General features: G+C 61.5%; 17 protein-coding genes. 10 read left to right on the top strand and 7 right to left on the bottom strand.

What is annotated here, in order from left to right:
• Position 1: 1 nt before the first annotated feature.
• Together era and recO are read left to right on the top strand one after the other, a co-directional pair.
• Positions 2 to 916 carry a GTPase Era gene (gene era, locus LGH83_RS04015; protein WP_227400710.1) on the top strand — a complete coding sequence of 305 codons (915 nt, stop codon included), beginning with the start codon at positions 2 to 4 and terminating at the stop codon, positions 914 to 916.
• A 104-nt stretch (positions 917 to 1020) separates the two neighbouring features.
• On the top strand, positions 1021 to 1758 hold the full coding sequence (gene recO, locus LGH83_RS04010; protein WP_227400709.1) for a DNA repair protein RecO: 738 nt from the start codon (positions 1021 to 1023) through the stop codon (positions 1756 to 1758).
• Positions 1759 to 1770: 12 nt separating this feature from the next.
• On the opposite strand, the gene LGH83_RS04005 is transcribed toward recO, so the two are convergent.
• A complete protein-coding gene (locus LGH83_RS04005; protein WP_227400708.1) occupies positions 1771 to 1953 on the bottom strand; it encodes a hypothetical protein in 183 nt (60 codons plus the stop codon).
• Positions 1954 to 2160: 207 nt separating this feature from the next.
• A complete protein-coding gene (locus tag LGH83_RS04000) occupies positions 2161 to 3159 on the bottom strand; it encodes an SDR family oxidoreductase (protein WP_227400707.1) in 999 nt (332 codons plus the stop codon).
• On the opposite strand from LGH83_RS04000, the gene LGH83_RS03995 reads away from it, so the two are divergent.
• From LGH83_RS03995 to LGH83_RS03985, 3 genes are all read left to right on the top strand, one after another.
• Positions 3056 to 3940, top strand: a complete 885-nt coding sequence (locus LGH83_RS03995; protein ID WP_227400706.1) for a LysR family transcriptional regulator — start codon at positions 3056 to 3058, stop codon at positions 3938 to 3940. The two genes, LGH83_RS04000 and LGH83_RS03995, sit on opposite strands and share 104 nt — an antisense overlap.
• A gap of 38 nt (positions 3941 to 3978) precedes the next feature.
• The gene (parC, locus tag LGH83_RS03990; protein ID WP_227400705.1) at positions 3979 to 6225 is read left to right on the top strand and encodes a DNA topoisomerase IV subunit A; all 2247 of its coding nucleotides are present in this window, start codon (positions 3979 to 3981) and stop codon (positions 6223 to 6225) included.
• A 92-nt stretch (positions 6226 to 6317) separates the two neighbouring features.
• Entirely contained in the window at positions 6318 to 6563 is a 246-nt protein-coding gene (locus LGH83_RS03985) for a DUF6489 family protein (RefSeq protein WP_227400704.1), read from the top strand.
• Between the two features lie 12 nt (positions 6564 to 6575).
• Here LGH83_RS03985 and LGH83_RS03980 read toward each other — a convergent pair whose 3' ends face one another.
• The 5 genes from LGH83_RS03980 to hemB all read right to left on the bottom strand — a co-directional run bounded on the left by LGH83_RS03980 (position 6576) and on the right by hemB (position 11122).
• Positions 6576 to 7343, bottom strand: a complete 768-nt coding sequence (locus tag LGH83_RS03980; RefSeq protein ID WP_227400703.1) for an arginyltransferase — start codon at positions 7341 to 7343, stop codon at positions 6576 to 6578.
• Between the two features lie 44 nt (positions 7344 to 7387).
• On the bottom strand, positions 7388 to 7858 hold the full coding sequence (locus LGH83_RS03975) for an RDD family protein (protein WP_227400702.1): 471 nt from the start codon (positions 7856 to 7858) through the stop codon (positions 7388 to 7390).
• A 155-nt stretch (positions 7859 to 8013) separates the two neighbouring features.
• Positions 8014 to 9354, bottom strand: coding sequence for a branched-chain amino acid ABC transporter permease (locus LGH83_RS03970; protein WP_227400701.1), 1341 nt, complete (start codon positions 9352 to 9354; stop codon positions 8014 to 8016).
• 63 nt (positions 9355 to 9417) lie between these two features.
• Positions 9418 to 9972: a ferritin-like domain-containing protein gene (locus tag LGH83_RS03965; protein WP_227400700.1), complete on the bottom strand. Its 555-nt coding sequence runs from the start codon at positions 9970 to 9972 to the stop codon at positions 9418 to 9420.
• Positions 9973 to 10078: 106 nt separating this feature from the next.
• Positions 10079 to 11122 carry a porphobilinogen synthase gene (gene hemB, locus LGH83_RS03960; RefSeq protein ID WP_227400699.1) on the bottom strand — a complete coding sequence of 348 codons (1044 nt, stop codon included), beginning with the start codon at positions 11120 to 11122 and terminating at the stop codon, positions 10079 to 10081.
• A gap of 202 nt (positions 11123 to 11324) precedes the next feature.
• On the opposite strand from hemB, the gene LGH83_RS03955 reads away from it, so the two are divergent.
• The 5 genes from LGH83_RS03955 (at position 11325) to tatC (ending at position 14474) form a co-directional block, all read left to right on the top strand.
• Positions 11325 to 11789 (top strand): DUF6163 family protein, encoded by a 465-nt coding sequence (locus LGH83_RS03955; RefSeq protein ID WP_131117613.1) that lies wholly within the window; start codon positions 11325 to 11327, stop codon positions 11787 to 11789.
• A gap of 226 nt (positions 11790 to 12015) precedes the next feature.
• A complete protein-coding gene (gene ldtR / locus LGH83_RS03950; protein ID WP_227400698.1) occupies positions 12016 to 12528 on the top strand; it encodes a transcriptional regulator LdtR in 513 nt (170 codons plus the stop codon).
• 114 nt (positions 12529 to 12642) lie between these two features.
• On the top strand, positions 12643 to 12906 hold the full coding sequence (locus tag LGH83_RS03945) for a twin-arginine translocase TatA/TatE family subunit (protein WP_131117608.1): 264 nt from the start codon (positions 12643 to 12645) through the stop codon (positions 12904 to 12906).
• Between the two features lie 75 nt (positions 12907 to 12981).
• The gene (gene tatB / locus LGH83_RS03940) at positions 12982 to 13683 is read left to right on the top strand and encodes a Sec-independent protein translocase protein TatB (protein ID WP_227400697.1); all 702 of its coding nucleotides are present in this window, start codon (positions 12982 to 12984) and stop codon (positions 13681 to 13683) included.
• On the top strand, positions 13680 to 14474 hold the full coding sequence (gene tatC / locus LGH83_RS03935) for a twin-arginine translocase subunit TatC (protein WP_131117604.1): 795 nt from the start codon (positions 13680 to 13682) through the stop codon (positions 14472 to 14474). Before tatB ends, tatC begins: the two co-directional genes overlap by 4 nt.
• Positions 14475 to 14580 lie beyond the last annotated feature (106 nt).

Here is a 14580-nt window from a genome sequence, read left to right as displayed (position 1 = left end):
GATGGATTTGACCGACGAACAACAGACCCGATGCGGCTTTGTGGCGCTGATCGGGGCACCCAACGCCGGCAAATCGACGCTTATCAATGCGTTGGTTGGCACCAAGGTGTCGATCGTGTCCCGCAAAGTGCAGACGACTCGTAACCTTGTGCGCGGCATCGTGCTCGAGGGAGCGGCGCAGATCATTTTCGTCGATACGCCGGGGATCTTCGCCCCGAAGCGTCGTCTCGACCGCGCGATGGTGACGGCCGCCTGGGGCGGTGCAGGTGATGCGGATGCGATCGCGCTGCTGATTGACGCCAAGAAGGGCCTCGACGACGAAAATCTGTCGATCCTCGAAAGGCTTGCCGACGTCGGGCGCCGCAAGATCCTGGTGCTCAACAAGATCGATACGATCGAGACGACAGAATTATTGGCTTTGACGGCGGATGTGAATGCCAAGCTCGCCTTCGACGAGACGTTCATGATTTCGGCGCTGCGGAAACACGGCCTGCCGAAGCTGCGCGAAAAGCTCGCTGGCTTCATGCCCGACGGCCCGTGGCTTTATCCGGAGGACCAGATTTCGGATGCGCCGATGCGCTCCTTCGCGGCCGAGATCACGCGGGAGAAAATGTTCGAACGGCTACACGACGAATTGCCGTACCAGACCACGGTCGAAACCGACCTGTGGAAAGACATGCCCGACGGATCGGCCCGCATCGAGCAGACCATTTATGTCACGCGCGACGGTCACAAGAAGATCGTGATCGGCGATGGTGGCAAAACCATCAAATCCATCGGAACGGCGGCTCGTCTTGAAATCACCGAGGCGGCCGAAAAGAAGGTGCATCTGTTCCTGTTCGTGAAGGTGCGGGAAAATTGGGGAGACGATCCCGAACGATACCGCGAGATGGGTCTCGACTACCCTCGCAACTGAGTTTCTCGATCCTGGCCGGCAGGTCCTGATGGCAGAACAAGCGATAGGGCGTCCGATCGTTCGGCCCATTCTGGCGGGATCGACAAAGCGCGAAGGTCGCCGCGATGGAGTGGCGTGACGACGGCATCGTCGTGGGCATCCGCCGCCACGGCGAGACGAGTGTCATCCTCGATCTCGTGACGCGACAGCATGGGCGGCATCTCGGCTTTGTGCATGGCGGGCGCTCCCGCCGTCTGCGTCCCAGCCTCCAGCCCGGCAACGGCGTCGAGGCGGTCTGGCGATCGCGCGTCGAGCATGACCTCGGCACCTACACGATCGAGCCGCGCCGCATGCGCGCCTCACGCGCGATGGAAACCGCTCGCGGGCTTCACGCACTCAACCATCTATGCGGCTTGGCGCGCCTTCTGCCGGAGCGGGAACCGCATCCACGGCTACACGACCGGCTCGAAATGATCCTCGAAGCCGTTGACGACAGAGCCGTGACGCCGCTCGCGATCGTGTTTTTCGAACTCGATTTATTGACCGAACTCGGCTTTGGACTCGATCTCAGCGTTTGTGTCGCGACGGGCCGCAACGACGATCTGGCCTTCGTGTCGCCGAAATCGGGCAGAGCCGTGTCGCGCAGTGCGGGAGAGCCCTATGCCGATCGGATGTTGGTGCTGCCGGCTTTTCTCATCGACGAGACGGCCGAAGTCTCGCCGGGCGATCTTGTCGCCGCGTTTCGTCTCGCGGAATATTTTCTTATGCGAGACGTCTTCGTGCCGCGTGGCCTCGCCATGCAAACGGCGCGGCACGCTTATCTTAAAAGCCTCGACGCCACCGACGAGGGCGGGGCGGCCTGAACCTGCCGAGACTTACTTGCCGGCGCAGTCTTTGTGCGTGGTGAGGCCGTAGCCGCCTTCGGCCGGAACATGGGCTGAAGCGCAAGACGCGACAGCGCTTTCGGCGGATGGCATGTTGAGAGCCGCGACCCCGATCAAGGTCACGACGACAAGGAGAACGCCGGAGAACAAGCCGAAAAGCGCTTTGTTTTGCATCGTGATCCTAGATGATTGATGGCCGGGAACATCGCAAGAGAGCGTCACACAAGCCGATGGGCCGAGCTGGCCAACCGCCAAACCCGAGTTCTGTCGGGATCAGTAAGCGCCTCGATCCGTCGTCACTAGTGCTGAGTAGACACACCCTTGGTTAAGCGTCCCCTTACCGAACGCGTGGCCTTCAGGAAATCGTTGGTCTGGACAGGCTCACCACGGGGCTTGTTCCGTCTCGAAGTAGAACCGTCCGTTCGGCAGACCATCGTCGCGTTCCACCAACCAGACGATGCCGGCGGCCGCTTGCTCCACCGTTCGGTAGCCGGAATGATTGTTGAAATCGGTGGCCGTATAGCCGGGGTCCGCCGCATCGACCCTGATGTTGAAAGACGACAGCTCTTTGGCGAACGCCAGGGTCACGGCGTTCAGCGCTGTCTTGGAACTGTTGTAGCCGAGCAGATTGACGCCATAGAACGGATGCGTCGGGTCTGACAGCCAGGCGAGCGATCCCAACCCGCTGCTGACCATCACGACGGTGGCGCTGCCGGCTGCTTTCAGCAACGGCAGGAAAGCCTGTGTCACGCGAATCGGACCGAAGACGTTCGTGTCATAGACGGTCCGGACGTCATCAATCGTCTGCTGTGAGGGCGGCACGAACGAGACGTTCGAAATTCCGGCGTTGTTGATGAGGACGTCGAGCTTTCCATCCTGCTTTTGAACGACAGCGGCCGCCGCACGAATGCTGACCTCGCTGGTCACGTCGATCGAAAGAGGCGTGACCTCGATGCCCTCTTGGCTCAGCAGCTGCGCGGCCGCTGCGCCCCGCGCTTCGTCGCGGCATCCGAGCCAGATTCGATAGTCCAGCCGGCCAAGCTGGCGGGCGGTCTCGAAGCCGATGCTCTTGTTGGCACCCGTTATCAGAGCGGTCTTGATGGTCATTTGCATCTCCATACGCAGGCCTGCTTCGATGCAGTCGGCGAGTTGAAGAGGTATGGCCGTTCGGCCTAATCTGATAATCCATTGAAAAGCAGACAGTCTGATCGCTATGGCAAACAATGATGACGTGGGATCTCTGGACGATCTGGCCGTGTTCCTCAGTGTCTGTGAGATGCGAGGGTTTCGGGCGGCGGCAAAGCGGCTCGGCCTCTCGCCGTCGACGGTGAGCGACAGGATCGTGCAGTTGGAAAAGCGGCTCGGCGTGCCGCTTCTCATCCGAACGACGCGCAGCGTGGTGCCGACAGAAGCGGGTCACGTTCTGGCGAATCGTCTGCTGCCAGTCTTTGCCGAGACTCGAGCGGCTCTGCAGGACGCCGCGAGTTCACACCGGGACGTGAGGGGGCTGCTGCGCCTGAACGTGACCGGCGCCGTGATGGTCGATATTCTGCCACCGCTGCTCGACCGATTTCTTCATGACCATCCCGGCATTCGGGTCGAACTCGTGGTCGAGGATCGGCTCGTTGATATCGCGGCGGCCGGCTGCGATGCCGGCATCCGATATGGCGAGCATCTCGCGCAAGATATGATCGCCGTGCCGATCGGGCCGCCGTTCCAATATCTCGCGGTTGCGGCCGCCCCCTCCTATCTCGACACACGCGGCGTGCCGGGCCACCCGCGCGATTTGCTGGACCATGAGAGCGTCCGTTTGCGGTTTTCGAGTGGGGCTCTCGTGCCTTGGTCATTCGAGCGGGGTGAGGAGACCGTCACGGTGGACCCGCCGGGCCGGCTCATCATCGGCGTCGATGCGGCCGACGCCGCGATCGGGCTCGCCTGTCGCGGACTTGGCGTCATCGCGACCTTCGAGAACTGGCTTCGGCCCTCGCTGGACTCCGGGGCACTGCGACCTGTCTTGGTCGATTGGTGGACCCGATTCGAGGGGCCGCACCTTTATTTTTCCGACCGCTTCATGCCGTCCCCGCTGCGCGCTTTTGTCGACCTCGTTCAGGCCGAGCGACTGTCTGCGGCAGCTTTGGCGAGGGCGCCTGATTGCGTTTAAGCCTAGTGCAGCTTCGCGACGTCCGGTAAGTCTCGCCCATGGCAAAAGCTCTCGTTCCACCCTCCGCACCGTCAGAGCCCATCGTGGTCAATCTGCGCGATGCGCTGGAGGAGCGCTATCTCGCCTACGCGCTGTCGACCATCATGGGCCGCGCTTTACCTGATGCCCGCGACGGGTTGAAGCCGGTGCATCGGCGTATCCTCTATGGCATGCAGGTGCTGCGGCTGGACCCGGCGACCGCATTCAAGAAATGCGCCAAAATCGTCGGCGACGTCATGGGTGATTTCCATCCGCATGGCGATCAAGCGATCTATGACGCCCTGGTGCGCTTGGCGCAGGATTTCTCGTCGCGCTATCCGCTGGTCGACGGGCAAGGCAATTTCGGCAATATCGATGGCGATCCCGCCGCAGCCTACCGCTATACGGAGGCGCGGTTGACGCCGATCGCCAAGCTGCTGCTGGAAGGGATCGACGAGGATTGTGTCGACTTCCGCGACAATTACTCGGGCGACAAGCAAGAGCCGATCGTTCTGCCGGCCGCCTATCCGAACCTCTTGGCTAACGGCTCGCAGGGGATCGCGGTCGGCATGGCGACCTCGATCCCGCCGCATAATCTCGCCGAACTCTGCGACGCCGCGCTGTATCTGATCGCCCATCCCGAGGCGGGGGCCGCGCAACTCATCACCTTCGTGCCGGGGCCGGATTTTCCGACCGGCGGAATCATCGTCGATTCGCAATCCTCGATCGTCGAAGCTTATCGAACTGGGCGGGGCAGTTTCCGGGTTCGGGCACGTTGGTCCCAAGAGGATATCGGCCGCAGTTGGGCTGTCGTCATCACCGAGATTCCCTATGGCGTGCAGAAGTCGCGTCTGATCGAAAAGCTCGCCGAACTTATCAACGAGAAGAAGCTTCCGCTCGTCGGCGACGTTCGCGACGAATCGACCGAGGATGTTCGGGTCGTGATCGAGCCGCGCTCGAAAGCCGTCCAGCCTGCTTTGATGATGGAAAGCTTGTTTCGGCTGACCGAATTCGAGGCGCGCGTGCCGCTCAACATGAACGTGCTGGTCGATGGCGTCGTGCCGCGCGTGATCGGGCTGCCGGAGGCTCTGCGCCAGTGGCTTGACCACCGCCGCGTGGTGCTGCAGCGCCGCTCGCTGCATCGCCGGGCCGAGATCGAGCATCGGCTCGAGGTGCTGAGCGGCATGTTGATCGCCTTCCTCAATCTCGACGAGGTGATCCGCATCATCCGCGAGGAAGACGAGCCGAAGGATGAGTTGAAAGCCAAATTCGAGCTCACCGACCTTCAGGCCAATTACATCCTCGACACCCGCCTCCGCAGCTTGCGGCGGTTGGAGGAAATGCAGCTCCGCAGCGATTATGACGCGCTGTCGAAAGAGCGCGATGCGCTGCAGAAGCTGCTCGATGACGAAGGCGCGCAGTGGAAAGCCATTACGGCGCAGATCCGCGACGTCAAACGCAAATATGGGGCCGATACGGTCATCGGCCGTCGCCGCACCAGCTTCGAAAGCATGCCGGAGATTCACGAATCGGCACTGACCGAGGCGATGGTGGAGCGCGAGCCGGTGACGGTCGTGCTGTCCGATAAGGGCTGGATCCGCGCCCTTAAAGGCCATGTCACGGCGCTTGAAACGCTCGTGTTCAAGGGTGACGATAAGCTGCGACTCTCGATCCTGACCGAAAGCACGGCCAAGCTCCTGATTTTTGCCACGACCGGCAAGGTCTTCACGATCGAAGCCTCCAAACTTCCCGGTGGACGTGGCGTCGGCGAGCCGATCCGCATCATGGTCGACATGGACGAGGGCGGCGACGTTGCGGCCATGCTGCCGTATCGGGTTGGCGAGCGGTTGCTGGTGATCGCCTCGGATGGGCGCGGTTTCTCGGCCTCGCAGGATGATCTCGTCGGGGGCACCCGCAAGGGCAAGGCGCTGATGACGCTGGATGGCGAGGCGCGTCTTGCGCTGGTGCTTCCGGCGAATGGCGACCATGTCGCGGTGATCGGTCAAAACCGCAAGCTGCTCGTCTTCCCGATCGACCAGATGGCCCATATGGCGCGCGGCAAGGGCATGCGGCTGCAACGTTATAAAGATGGCGGCTTGTCCGACGCCAAGGTGTTTCATCTCGCGCAAGGATTGACCTGGCGCGATACGTCCGGTCGCACTTGGACCGTGGCGGCCGCCGAGCTGCGGGATTGGTTGGCCAATCGGGCCGAGGCGGGACGATTGCCGCCGAAGGGTTTCCCGAAGAACAACATGTTCGGAAGTTAGAACAACACTCCCCGCGGCTCTTGCGTCCCGGCGCCCGCTCCAGCACGCTGAACGATGGCGCGCCGGAAGCGTGTTCAAACGCGGGTATCCGAATGAAATGCACGGTCGAAATCGAATGCACCCCGCTTGAGGCGCGGCAGTTCTTTGGTCTGCCGGACGTGACGCCGCTGCAAGAGCGCATGATGAGCGACATCGAAAAGAAGATGCTGGCCGAGATGGAGCGGTTTTCGCCCGACGCGATCCTCAAGACCTGGCTGTCGCTGTATCCGCAAACACCGGAGCAATTTCAGGACATGATGGCGCGGGCACTGAACGGCGGCCTCGCCAAGCGGCCGTGACGGGTCGAGCCCTCAAGCTGATCCGGGTCGGGATCGCTCCACTCGCTCCCAGCCATTGAGGCCAAGCCTCTCCTGGGGCAGGAAGCGCGCCTTGTAATCCATCTTGCGGGACCCGGCGACCCAGTAGCCGAGATAGAGATGCGAGAGCGCGAGGGATCGCGCTTGGGCGATATGATCCAGGATCATGAACGTGCCGAGAGAGCGGTTCACGATCTCCGGATCGTAGAAGGAATAGACCATCGACAATCCGTCGGCGAGGATGTCGGTGAGGCAGACCGCGATGAGATCTCCGGTGCCTTGACCCGTGATGGCCGTATCGGGCCCGCGTCTGCGATATTCGATCAGCCTCGTGTCGACATGGCTGTCTTCGATCATGGTGGCGTAGTCGAGAATGCTCATATCGGCCATTCCGCCTTCACCGTGTCGCGCGTCGAGATAGGCGCGAAACAGGGAATATTGCTCGGAGGTGGGCCGGTTTGGGATGAGTGTGCCGATCAGATCCGTATTGGCCGCGAGGACGCGCCTGAAGCTCTGACCCGGTGCAAATTCGTCGACCTTGACGCGAACCGAAACGCAAGCCCGGCACATCTCGCAAGCGGGTCGATAGGCGATGGTTTGAGAGCGGCGGAAGCCGGATTGGCTCAAGGTGTCGTTGAGCGCGCCGGCTCGACGCCCGATCAGATGGGTAAAGACCTTCCGTTCCTCGCGCCCCGGTAAATAGGGGCATGGCGAGGGGGCGGTCAGGTAGAACTGCGGCGCGTCGCGCGGCTCACGCGTCAAGATCGTTCACCCTCACGCCCCGTTTGACTGGCCGCGCGGTGCGGCTAGATCCGTCGGACGAAGATCACGCCTGAAAGGATGTCGTGCAAGCATCTTTTGTCGGCAGTGACGAGTGACAGGAGGAAGACAGGCGGAAACATCCAACTCACGTAGAACAAGACCGCATGAACGGCGGCGTTGATGAACGGGACTCGTCCGCCGCTGCCCTCCAACCGCATCTCAAGGTCGGCCGCACGCATGCCGAACGTCGCCATGCGCGGTCCCGACACCGATAAGCCATTGTAGAAGAAGGCCACGAACGGGAAGAGGGGCGGCAACAGCAGGAGCGACAAGCCGAACGTCAGCACGAGTAGCCCCGTCCAAAGAACAAGCGACAGAATCGAGACCAGGATCAGGTCGAGGCAAACCGCAACGAGGCGACGCGAGCGAACGCCATTCAGGGCGCCGACCGGCAAGCCACCGCGCGTGATCGAGGCGCTGACGGGCTGAAACGGTGTCCATTGGGTCGATTTCATCGATCGGCTCCTGGTACGGCACATCACGCGTGCCACAAGGTCGCGGGTCGCTCATGTGTCGTGGCGATGCAGATGTGGAGGGTCGTCCGTCTCGCAACAAGGGCCGCCTTTCATGAGGATCGGCGGAAGCGGGCATAGAACGCGCCAGATGGCCGCTACACGCGACGCGGCACGAGGGTCGGGAACCCCAAAAATCCACCAGGGCGCCAGATCAGGGTGGCGACCAGCACACCATAGACCGCAAGGTCGCGATAGACGATCGGGAACGCGGCAGACCATCCCGACTCGATCATCCCGACGAACAGGCCGCCGAGAAACGCGCCCGGCACCGAGCCGATGCCGCCCAGCACGGCGGCGGTCAACGCCTTCAAACCGAGCGTTGTCGCAAACGCGACGCTGAAGTCGCCGAACATGAGTATCGTAATGGCACCGGCGAGTCCGGCCAGGGCCGAGGCGAGCGCGAAGGTTTGAGCCACGATCCGATTGCGGCCGATGCCAAACAGGGCGGCGGCTTGCGGGTCGTCGCTGAAGGCCCGCCATTCCCGGCCAAACCGCGAAGACGTCATGGCGCGAAGAAGTGCCGCCGCCGCAACGCCCGCCACGAGACTGACCAGCACCGCGATCGGCGTGACCGTGACCGTGAAGGCGTCGTCCCTGGCGAGCGCTTGTGGGGTATCGAGCATCGGTACGATCCAGCGCGCTTGGCTGCCTTGGACCAGCCGCAAATACTCACCCAGAAACAGGGACAAGCCGACTGTCGCAACTAAGCCCTGTTGCCCGGTTGCGCCCTGGAGGGGCTGAAAAACGAGCCGACTGATCGCCAGCCCGTGACAGAGCGTACACAGGATCGCGATACAGATCGAAACAGGCAGGATCAGCCAGACCGGCCATCCGCTCAAGCCCAAGACGACGATGAGCGCCGCAAGTCCACCGATCGCCGCAAAGGCCCCGAAAGCGAGATTGATCCGACCGATCAGCCCATAGACGAGCGAGTAGGCGGCCGCCAACAGGCCATAGACCGCACATGATGGACAGGCGTTGACGAGTTGCTGCAGCCAATAGCCAATTTCGACCGGAAGCACGACGGCATTCTCGGCGCCGGCGATGGGCAAGGGGTCGTTCGGCACGCGATCGCTCGATTCGAGCCAGAACCGGTTGAGCATGAAGACGCGCGGCTCTGACAAGGGTCCCGTTTCGGTCCGCAGCGCGGTCAGCGAGAGTCGTCGGGCACCATTGTCGAAGCTGCATTGGACCCAACGGGCGGTTGCGTAGGCGGCCTCGTCGCTGAGCCGATAGTCAACGCGGATCGTGGGATCAGGCCCGGCGACGACGAGGGATTGATGCATGATGGTGACGGCGGCATCGTCCGTCATCGCTTCGATGACCATCCGGCACATTCGCGCCTGATCTCGATCCAACGCGGGCGTGCAGGCGCCAAGCGAGAGGGCCATCACGACCAGGGGGACCAGGACGCAGACACGGACCGGGAGTTTCATGACCCGATCGTAGTCGAGCCGCCTCGAATAGAAAGCGGCATCGACGATCGGGCTGCGAGGCCACTAGTGTTCGGTGGTCTTCGTGTCGGTGTGGCTTTCGCTCAGCGCATCCGACGTCGCGTCATGTCCGCCTTGCGCGCCGTTCAGCCGCTCGCCCAACTCGCTCAAGCGAGCATCAGCGTGCTTTTCTTCGGCCAGCGTTTCCTCGAGCAAGGTCGCAACCTGATTCAGCCCCAACTGCGATGCCCAGGAGCGAAGCGCGCCATAGCGTGCGATTTCGTAATGTTCGATGGCTTGCGCGGCCGCGATCAGCCCAGCATCCAGCGCCGGGCTGCCCTCGAACTCGTCCATGACGTCCTTGGCTTCCTCGATGATGCCTTGGATCGCCTCGCACGGCACGCTCTGGACCTTCTTGCCGAGCAGCTCGAAGACCTGTTCGAGTCGTTCGATCTGCGCATGGGTTTCGTCACGATGCTGCTCGAACGCCTGCTTCAGCTCATCCGAATCTGCGGATTTCGCCAATTTCGGCAAGGTTTTGCCGATATGCCGTTCGGCGTAATAGACATCCTTCAGCGTATGCATGAAGAGGTCGCTCAACGTTCTTGTTTTCGATCGCATGTCGGTCCCCTCAAATTGCTGGATGTCCCTGGTGACGAAAGCAATGCTTTCGTCGACGGCCAACCAATAGGGCGATGGTGCGACACGCTGATTGCGGCGACGATGTTTAACCCGCGCGCAGCCGCTCGGCCGCCTCGAGGGCGAAATAAGTGAGAATGCCGTCGGCCCCCGCGCGTTTAAAGGCGATGAGGCTCTCCATCATGGCGCGCGGGCCGTCGATCCAGCCGTTCCGCGCCGCGCCCGCGATCATCGCATATTCGCCTGACACCTGATACGCGAAGGTCGGGACGCTAAACTCCGCCTTCACGCGCTGCACGATATCGAGATAGGGCATGCCCGGCTTGACCATGATCATGTCGGCGCCTTCGGCGAGGTCATGCGCGACCTCTCGCATGGCTTCGTCGCTATTGGCCGAATCCATCTGATACGTCCGCTTGTCGCCGATCAAGGTCGTGCTGGTGCCAATCGCGTCGCGGAACGGCCCATAGAATGCCGACGCATATTTTGCCGCGTAGCTCATGATCTGCACGTCGTCGAAGCCCTCGGCATCGAGCCCGGCCCGGATCGCGGCGACGCGGCCATCCATCATGTCCGAGGGCGCGATGATATCGGCACCCGATCGAGCCTGGTTGATGGCCTGCGCGACCAAGAGGTCGACCGTCGCATCATTGAGGATCTCTTCGCCATGCATGATCCCATCGTGCCCGTGGCTCGTGTAGGGATCGAGCGCCGCATCGGCCACGATGCCGAGGTCCGGCACCTCCGCCTTGATGGCGCGGCATGCCTGACAAACGAGGTTCTGATCGTTCAGCGCTTCGGAGCCGATGGCGTCGCGCAGCGTCGGCGCCGTATTGGGGAACAAGGCGATTGCCGGAATATCGAGTTCCCGCGCCCGAACGGCGGCCCGCACCGCCTCATCGACCGAAAAGCGGTCAATACCCGGCATCGAAGCGATGGCGTCCCGGCGCCCGCTGCCTTCGACAAGGAACATCGGCCAGATCAGGTCATCGGTCGTCAGTACATTTTCCCGCACCAGCCGACGCGCCCACTCCGATTTGCGGTTGCGGCGGGGGCGGTGGGAGAGTTCCAAATGCGCTCTCGGGCGCTGCTCGGGCCGGCCATTCCGGTCGTCCTCGACGCGATGCAACATGGTGATCTCCGCCTCTCGGCCTTCTTATAATGCTTCAAACCTAGCATAGCCTGTGGTTTGACGAAAAGACGCTGGATGGAGGCGGAGGGGATCGTCGCGCCGATCGATCGGGGCGCGCACTTGACAAATGTGGGTCCGACCATCTCTTCCGAGCATCGCGTCTGCATGTGCAGCGACGATCGAACGAGAGGACGCCCGAAGCGTGAAGTCAGTGTCCAACACGCCGCGCTACAAGCCCCCGCTCCCGGCCATCAAGATCGGTTCGGCCGAGCGGTCCGGCGCGGAGACGCGTTTTGGCACGTTGTTGGTGTGGTTCATGCGGCTGCTCTCGCTCCTTTGGGTCCTGCAAGGCCTGCTGCATTGGTGGTCTGTTCTATCCAGCGACGCGGACTCGACCGCGACCTTGAGTACGATGACCTCGATCGGGGTCGCGGCCGTCATGTTTTTTGCGGTGATTGATCTCGTCGCGGCCGTGGGACTATGGCTGGCGGCGGCCTGGGGCGGGGTCGTCTGGCTGGTCACGGTTGCGGCGCAATGGCTCACGATCCTGATCCTGCCTGGCTTCTTTGATTTCGACCTTGTGGTCGGTGTCGTCGATGTCGTTCTGGTGATCGTTTACTTCCTGCTTACGTATCAGGCGGCTCGCGAGAACGCGGCTTATGTTTAACAAGTCTTCACGAGCAATGGCGGTAAGGAAACCAAACAATTAATCGATGTATTTAATTTAAATACACGCTTTTAGAAATCGGCTACTTCACTTTCGATTTACCCAAACGAGTAAACGCTGCGTTCATTCTGTTGTTTAAACTCGTCTTCATGCGCTTAGCCTATTTCTTGGATCAGAGCGAAGGGGGCCGGTAGAGCCGCCTCGCAGATCAGACATGGGGCGTCGAATGGCAACGGTTGCTAAAGTTGATGTGGCACAGACCCGAAGCGAGCGGATCAACGACGTTCGTCCGGTCTATCTCGAAGCGCTCACCATGGTGGAGCGGCTGCATCGCCGGCTTCTCGACGTCATCAAGGACGAGTTCGACCGGCGTGGTCGCAACGACGTCAATTCGGTCCAGGCGCTGCTGCTCTATAACATCGGCGACAAGGAACTGACGGCCGGCGAACTCCGCACCCGCGGCTACTATCTCGGCTCGAACGTGTCCTACAACGTCAAGAAGCTGGTCGAAATGGGCTATCTTCACCACGCCCGGTCGCGCATCGATCGGCGTTCGGTGCGGATCAGCCTGACCGAAAAAGGGCAGGACATTCACAATATCGTCACGTCGCTCTATGAAAAGCATGTCACGACCGTGGAGCAGATCGGCGGAATTTCGGGCGACGAATTCGCTAAGCTCAACCAGGCTTTGACGCGTCTCGAGCGCTTCTGGACGGATCAGATCCGCTACCGCCTCTAAGCGGCGCAGGATGCCGCGCGCGCTTGTTTTTGCCCCGTTTGACGCTTAGGTTGCGGTCAAGAGTCCTGCTGCCGTCTCGGCGAGCGGTGACGACATTGCCTGAGGGTTGCGTCGATGGGTGGTATGAGCATTTGGCACTGGATCATCGTCGGCGGCGTGCTTCTGCTGCTGTTCGGCGGTAAGGGCAAGGTCTCCGATTTGATGGGTGACTTCGCCAAGGGCATCAAGTCCTTCAAGAAGGGCATGGCCGACGACGACGTGGCTGACGCCAAAGCACCGATCACGCCCGTGACGCCCGTCAATGTCGATCAGGTTCGTTCGATCGATCATCAGGGCAAGCCGATCGAGAAGACCACGGAAACGCATCGGGTCGTTTGATCCGACCGCTTCGCCGCCGGCAGCCTTGGGCGATCTCGCCGTGAGGCTCATCTTCTTACGACGACTTGAGTATCCATGTTCGATTTCGACGCCGGAAAGCTTCTGATCATCGGCGTGGTCGCGTTGGTCGTGATCGGCCCGAAGGATCTGCCGCGCGTGCTGAGGCAAGTGGGGCAGGCTGTCGGTCGGTTGCGTCGGATGGCGAGCGAGTTCCAGGGCCAGTTCATGGATGCCATGAAAGAGGCCGACATTCAGGACATCCGCGACGAAATGGCCAAGATGACCAGCCAAGCTGATCTCAAGGTCCATTTCGACCCCGTCCGCGTCATTCAAAGTGAATTGACCAATGCGGTGACCCCGTCCGGTCCGCTCCTTGCGCCGCCAACATCGGCCGCGACCGACGGTTTTTCGCTCCCGCATCAATCCGACGGGATCGCTGACGATGTGAGCGCAACGGCGGCTGCCGCCGGATTCGCGCCCGTGGTCGAGCAGAACGCCGTGACCGAGGCGATTAGCCATCACCCCGCGATCGAGCAGCCTATGATCGAATCGCCTATGGCCGTTCTTGATGCTGCGATCGTCGCTGCTCCTTCTACTGTCAACGGCGCTCTGGCGGACGACATGACGTCGGTTGGGGATGGGCCCTCGCGCAAGCGGAAGATCGTTCTCCCGAAGCGACGCGTCGGGGCCGCGGCGCTGCGTCAAGAGGCGCAGGCCGATCTCGGCCTGCGCGCCAGGACCGTGCGGATTCGTCGGCACGAGGCGACCGAACAATGACGACCGTGCCGATCGACGACATCGAGGCCTCCAAAGCTCCCTTGATGGAGCATTTGATCGAGCTGCGCTCGCGCCTGATCAAGTCGGTGATCGCGTTCCTGGTCGCCTTCGTGATCTGCTTCTATTTCTCGAAGCACATCTACAATATCTTGGTCTATCCCTTCGTCGCGGTGGTCGGGGTAGAGAATGCGAAGCTGATCGCGACGCATTTTCTCGAGCAATTCTTTACCAACATGAAGCTGTCGATGTTCGGCGCTGCCGTCATCGCTTTCCCGATCATCGCGACGCAAATCTACATGTTCGTCGCGCCCGGGCTGTATAAGCACGAGAAGAATGCCTTCGTGCCGTATCTGGTCGCGACCCCGCTGTTCTTCGTTCTTGGGGCCTTGCTGGTCTATTTCGTCGTTCTACCGCTGCTGATCCGCTTTTCTGTCAGCTACACGCAGGTCAACGTGCCTGGCGAAGCGACGATCGAGTTGCTGCCGAAGGTCAGCGAATATCTCTCTCTCATCATGACACTGATCTTCGCTTTCGGGATCGCGTTTCAGCTTCCGGTCATTTTAACGCTGCTGGGTCAGATCGGCGTCATCGATGCCGCATTCCTGCGATCGAAACGCCGTTTTGCGATCGTCATCGTCGCGATCGCGGCCGCGATCCTGACACCGCCCGACGTGATCTCGATGATGTCGCTGGCGGTGCCGATGCTGGTTCTCTACGAGGGCGCCGTCATCGCTGTCAGCATGATCGAGAAATCACGCGCCAGGAAAGCTGCGGCAGATCGTTCGACCTGATAAGACCGACGCGCGAGACGAGAGCGGGGCGCGCCTCGCTGACGTCTCCGTCGGTTTGATCGATCGCGGGCGCTTCGGCCGCCCGTGATCTCATAGGGCGCATAGA

It is taken from the genome of Lichenihabitans sp. PAMC28606 (genome assembly GCF_020616535.1).
In the GTDB taxonomy this organism is placed as follows: Bacteria; Pseudomonadota; Alphaproteobacteria; order Rhizobiales; family Beijerinckiaceae; genus Lichenihabitans; species Lichenihabitans psoromatis.
The sequence above is the reverse complement of the archived record's forward strand: the minus strand, read 5'-3'. Positions and strand labels throughout refer to the sequence as shown.